The 4,935-nt window shown below is 76.6% G+C and carries 1 protein-coding gene; it reads right to left on the reverse strand.

Annotation, left to right across the window (positions count from 1 at the left end; translation table 11 throughout):
• Positions 1-4,895, reverse strand: a 4,895-nt coding sequence (locus HTZ82_RS20745) for a type I polyketide synthase (RefSeq protein ID WP_254712008.1), incomplete at its 3' end; no start/stop codon positions are given.
• Between the last annotated feature and the right edge of the window lie 40 nt (positions 4,896-4,935).

Here is a 4,935-nt window from a genome sequence, read left to right on the forward strand (position 1 = left end):
AGCGCCGGCTGCGTCCACCCGGTCTCGTCCAGGCCTTCGCCGGACGCGATCGTGTCGGCCAGCGAACCGCCGTCCAGGTGGGCGTCGAGCGCCGCGCACACCTCTTCGAAGGCGTCCGCGAACACGGGGAACGCCTCGTACAGTTCACGTCCCATCCCGGCCCGCTGGGCACCCTGCCCGGTGAACAGGAACGCCGTCTTGCCCGGTACGGGCCGCCCGGTGACCGTCCCGGCGCCGCCGCCCGTCCCCGCCGCGAGCGCCCGGAGGCCCTCCAGCAGTTCCGCGCGGTCCGCGCCGACGACGACGCCCCGGTGCTCCAGGGCGGGGCGCCGGGCGAGGGCCCGGGCGATGTCCCGGGCGTCCGCGGCCCCGTCGGACGCGGCGTGGGCGAGCAGCCGCTCGGCCTGGGCGCGCAGGGCGTCCGGGGTCCGTGCGCTCACCTGCCAGTCCAGGAGGGGGAGTTCGGCGTCGTCCGTCACGTCGGGCACGTGCGGCTCGGGCCGCGGCGCCTCCTCGATGATGACGTGCGCGTTCGTGCCGGACACCCCGAACGACGACACACCGGCGCGGCGCGGACGGTCGGTCTCCGGCCACTCCCTGGCCTCCGTCAGCAGTTCGACGGCGCCCGCCGACCAGTCGACGTGCGGCGTCGGCTCGTCGACGTGCAGGGTCCGCGGCATGACGCCGTTCCGCATCGCCTGGATCACCTTGATGATGCCGCTGACGCCGGCGGCCGCCTGCGCGTGCCCCATGTTCGACTTCAACGAGCCCAGCCACAGCGGCCGGTCGGCGGGCCGGTCCTGGCCGTACGTGGCGAGCAGCGCCTGCGCCTCGATCGGGTCGCCCAGCTTCGTGCCCGTACCGTGCGCCTCGACCAGGTCGACGTCGGCGGCCGAAAGACCCGCGTCGGCCAGGGCCTGGCGGATGACGCGCTGCTGCGACGGGCCGTTCGGGGCGGTCAGCCCGTTGGACGCGCCGTCCTGGTTGACCGCCGTGCCGCGCAGCACCGCCAGCACCTCGTGGCCGTTGCGGCGGGCGTCCGACAGGCGCTCCACGAGCAGCAGGCCCACCGCCTCCGACCAGCCCGTGCCGTCGGCGGACGCGGCGAACGCCTTGCAGCGCCCGTCGGTCGCCAGGCCCCGCTGCCGCGAGAACTCCACGAACCCGTCCGGCGTGGCGAGGATCGTCACGCCGCCGGCCAGCGCCAGCTCGCACTCGCCGCTCCGTACCGCCCGCGCGGCCAGGTGCAGGGCGACCAGCGAGGACGAGCAGGCCGTGTCGACGGTGACCGCGGGGCCCTCGAAGCCGAACGTGTACGAGACACGGCCCGACAGGACGCTCGGCTGGTTGCCGGTCGCGGTGTAGCCCTCGATCTCGTCGCTGTCCGCGCCGATCGCGTACCCGGTGTGGAACGCGCCGAGGAACACGCCGACACCGCGCCCGCTCAGCGCGGTCACGTCGATGCCGCCGCGCTCGAACGTCTCCCAGGCCGTCTCCAGGACCACCCGCTGCTGCGGGTCCATGGCGAGCGCCTCACGCGGCGAGATCCCGAAGAACGCCGCGTCGAAGCGGTCGGCGGCGCCGAGGAATCCGCCCTTCACGGAGTACGTCTTGCCGGGCGTGCCCGGCTCCGGGTCGTACAGCTCGTCCGTGTTCCAGCCGCGGTCGGCCGGGAAGTCGGAGATCGCCTCGCGGCCCTCCGCGACGAGCTGCCACAGGTCCTCGGGCGAGTCGAGCCCGGCGGGGAACCGCCCGGCCATGGAGACGATGACGACGGGGTCGTCGTCGCCCGCCTCACCGGTGCGTGCGGCCGTCGCCGCCGTCGCCGCCGTCGCCGGAGCGGCCGCCGCGGCCGCCTCGGTGCCGCCGAGGAGTTCGGACAGCAGGTGCGCGGCGAGCCGCTGCGGCGTCGGGTGGTCGAACGCGAGCGTCGCGGACAGCCGTACGCCGGTCGAGGCGCCGAGCCGGTTGCGCAGCTCGACGGCCGTCATGGAGTCGAAGCCGAGCTCCTTGAACGTACGGTCGGGGGCGATCGCCGCGCCGGAGCTGTGCCCCAGCACCGCGGCCGCCGCCTCGCACACCACGTCCCGTACGGCGTCGGCGCGTTCGGCCTCCGGCAGCGCCGCGAGGCGCTCGGCGAGCGCACCGCGCCCCGGCCCGGACCCGATGGTTCCGGTGGTCGGCTCGTCCTCGCGCAGGGCCTCCCGCACCTCCGGCAGTTCGCCGATGAGGGCGCTGGGCCGGGCCGCCGTGAAGCCGGGCGCGAACCGCGCCCAGTCGACGTCCGCGACGGTGACCGTCGTCTCGTCCCGCCCGACGGCCCGCATCAGCGCCGTCGCGGCCAGCTCCGGGTCCATCGGCGGCACCCCGAGGCGGCGCATCCGCTCGGCAGCGCCGTCCGCGGCACCCATGCCGGCGCCGCCCCACGAACCCCACGCGATCGAGGTCGCGGTACGGCCCTGGGCGCGCCGCCGCTGGGCGAGGGCGTCCAGGTAGGCGTTGGCGGCCGCGTACGTGCTCTGGCCGCCGCCGCCCCACACGCCGGCGCTCGACGCGATGAGCACGAACGCGTCCAGCGGCCGGTCGCCCAGCGCGGCGTCCAGGTGCGCGGCGCCCAGTACCTTGCCGGCGAGGATACGGTGCATCTCGTCCGGTCCCGTGTCGGCGACCGAGCCGGTCTGACCGACGCCCGCCGCGTGCACGACGGCGCTCAGGGGCGGGCGCTCCGGTGTGCCGTCGGTGAGGCCGTCGACGAGTGCGGCGACCGCGTCGCGGTCGGCCACGTCGCAGGCGGCGACGGTGACGCCGACGCCCGACTGCTCCAGCTCCGCGACGAGTTCGGTCACGCCTTCCGACGCCCAGCCACGGCGGCTGGTCAGGACCAGGTGCTCGGCGCCGCCGCGGGCGAGGCGGCGGGCGACGCGCGCGCCGATCCCGCCGGTGCCGCCGGTGACCAGGACCGTGCCGCGCGGCTGCCACTCGGCGGCCGCGGTGTCCCGCTCGGGCGCGGTTGCCGGTGCCGTGACCGGGGCGTGCGCCAGACGGCGTACGAACACGCCGGACGCGCGCACCGCGAGCTGGTCCTCGCCGCCCGGCCCGCCGAGCGCCGTCGCGAGCCGCCGCAGCACCCGCCGGTCGAGGCCGCCCGCGCCCGGGCCCGGCAGGTCGACGAGACCGCCCCACAGCCGCGGGTACTCCAGCGCGGCCGCCACACCGAAGCCCCACACCAGGGCCTGCGCGCAGTCCTCGGCGGCACCGCCGGGGCCCGCGCCCACGGCACCCTCGGTCAGCGACCACACCCGGGCGCCGGCCCCTTCTCCGGCCCCTGCCCCGGCCCCGGCCGCGTCCAGCGCCGGCAGCAGCCGGGCCAGCGCGGCGAGCCCCCGGGTCAGCGCCGGGTGCTCGGGGTGCGGGCGCGTGTCCAGCGCCAGCAGCGACAGGACACCGCTCGGCGCGCCGCCGGTGAACCCGGCCAGCACGTCCCCCAGCGCGTCGAACGCGTCCGGGTCGGCACCCGCCTCGTACACCACGAACTCGGCGCCCTGCGCCCGCAGTCCGTCGAGCACCGCCGCCGCACGCCCGTCCGCGAGCCCCGCCGGCACGACGGCCAGCCAGGTCCCGGACAGCGCCGGCCCGGTCTCCTTCGCCAGCCGCTTCCACACCACCCGGTACGTCCACGCGTCCAGCGTCGACCGCAGCACCTCGCCCCGCCGCCAGTCGGCCAGGATCGGCAGCGCGGCGCCCAGCGAGGCGCTGTCACCGCTGCCGAGGGTCTCGCCCAGGGCCTCCAGGTCACCGCGTTCGACGGCCTCCCAGAACCGGGACTCGGCCGCCAGGGCACCCGCCTCACCGGCCGTGCCGTCCCCCGCGCCCGAGGCCGCGGCCGTGCCGTCGTCGGCCAGCCAGTAGCGCTCGCGCTGGAACGCGTACGTCGGGAGCTCCACGCGCCGCGCGCCGCTGCCCTCGTAGAACGCCCGCCAGTCGACCGCCGCGCCCCGGCCGTGCAGCCTCCCGAGCGCCGACACCAGCGTCACGGCCTCGGCCGCCGACCGCCGCTGACCAGGCACGACAGCGATGGCTTCGGCGTCGTCGAGCGTCTCGGCGGCCATGGCGGTGAGGACGGCGTCGGGGCCGATCTCCAGGAACGTGGTGGCGCCGAGCCCGGCGAGGGTACGGACGCCGTCCGCGAACCGCACGGCCTCCCGCACGTGCCGCACCCAGTACTCGGGCGTCAGCAGCTCCTCGCCCGCGAGCGCGCCGCTCACGTTCGACACGACCGGGATGGCCGGGGCACGGAACTCCAGCCCCTCGACCACCGCCCGGAACGCGTCGAGCATCGGCTCCATCAGCGGCGAGTGGAAGGCGTGCGAGACGGTGAGCCGCTTGGTGCGGTGCCCGGCCGCCTTCACCTTCTCCGCGACGGCCAGGACCGCCTGCTCCTCACCGGAGAGCACCACGGACGCGGGCCCGTTGACCGCCGCCACCGAAACCCGGTCGCCCAGGCCCTCCAGGAGCGGCAGCACCTCGGCCTCAGGCGCGCCGAGGGCGACCATCGCGCCGCCCGCCGGAAGCGCCTGCATCAGCCGGCCGCGCGCCGCGACCAGCGCGCTCGCGTCCTCCAGCGTGAGCACGCCCGCGACATGGGCGGCCGCGATCTCCCCGACGGAGTGCCCGGCGACGTAGTCGGGCCGTACGCCCCACGACTCCACCAGCCGGTACAGCGCCACCTCCAGCGCGAACAGCGCCGGCTGCGTCCACCCGGTCTCGTCCAGGCCTTCGCCGGACGCGATCGTGTCGGCCAGCGAACCGCCGTCCAGGTGGGCGTCGAGCGCCGCGCACACCTCTTCGAAGGCGTCCGCGAACACGGGGAACGCCTCGTACAGTTCACGTCCCATCCCGGCCCGCTGGGCACCCTGCCCGGTGAACAGGAACGCC

It is taken from the genome of Streptomyces sp. TRM64462 (assembly GCF_013362995.1).
Taxonomy (GTDB): Bacteria; Actinomycetota; Actinomycetes; order Streptomycetales; family Streptomycetaceae; genus Streptomyces.